The organism is Streptomyces megasporus, assembly GCF_000718985.1.
Classification (GTDB): domain Bacteria; phylum Actinomycetota; class Actinomycetes; order Streptomycetales; family Streptomycetaceae; genus Streptomyces; species Streptomyces megasporus.
Genome location: NZ_JODL01000135.1, coordinates 1 through 357, shown reverse-complemented (window position 1 = coordinate 357; position 357 = coordinate 1). Strand labels below are relative to the sequence as shown.

Sequence of the window (357 nt, the reverse complement as noted above, 5' to 3'; positions counted from 1 at the left end):
GGACTCGCCCGCACGCGTCTGGCCAAGTCCGTCCACGACGCCGGCTGGTCGGCGTTCGTGAACATGCTGGAGTACAAAGCCGCCCGGTACGGGCGCACCCTCATCAAGATCGGCCGGTTCGAGCCGACCTCCCAGGTGTGCTCGCAATGCGGCGTCCAGGACGGCCCCAAGCCGCTGAACATCCGCGTGTGGACCTGCTCGGCGTGCGGGGCCGTCCTGGACCGAGACGTGAACGCGGCGGTCAACGTCGCCAAGGCCGCCGGACTGGCGGTCTCAGCCTGTGGAGCGCGGGTAAGACGGGCACCCGTGCCCGCACCGCGCAGCGAAGCAGGAACCCACCCGAAGCCCTCACCCATC

Annotated in this window: 1 protein-coding gene; it reads left to right on the top strand. The window is 70.0% G+C overall.

Features of this window, described 5'->3' with window-relative positions:
- Positions 1-357 (top strand): zinc ribbon domain-containing protein (locus tag IF47_RS0127035; protein WP_031511688.1); only part of this gene is annotated, 357 nt, incomplete at both ends.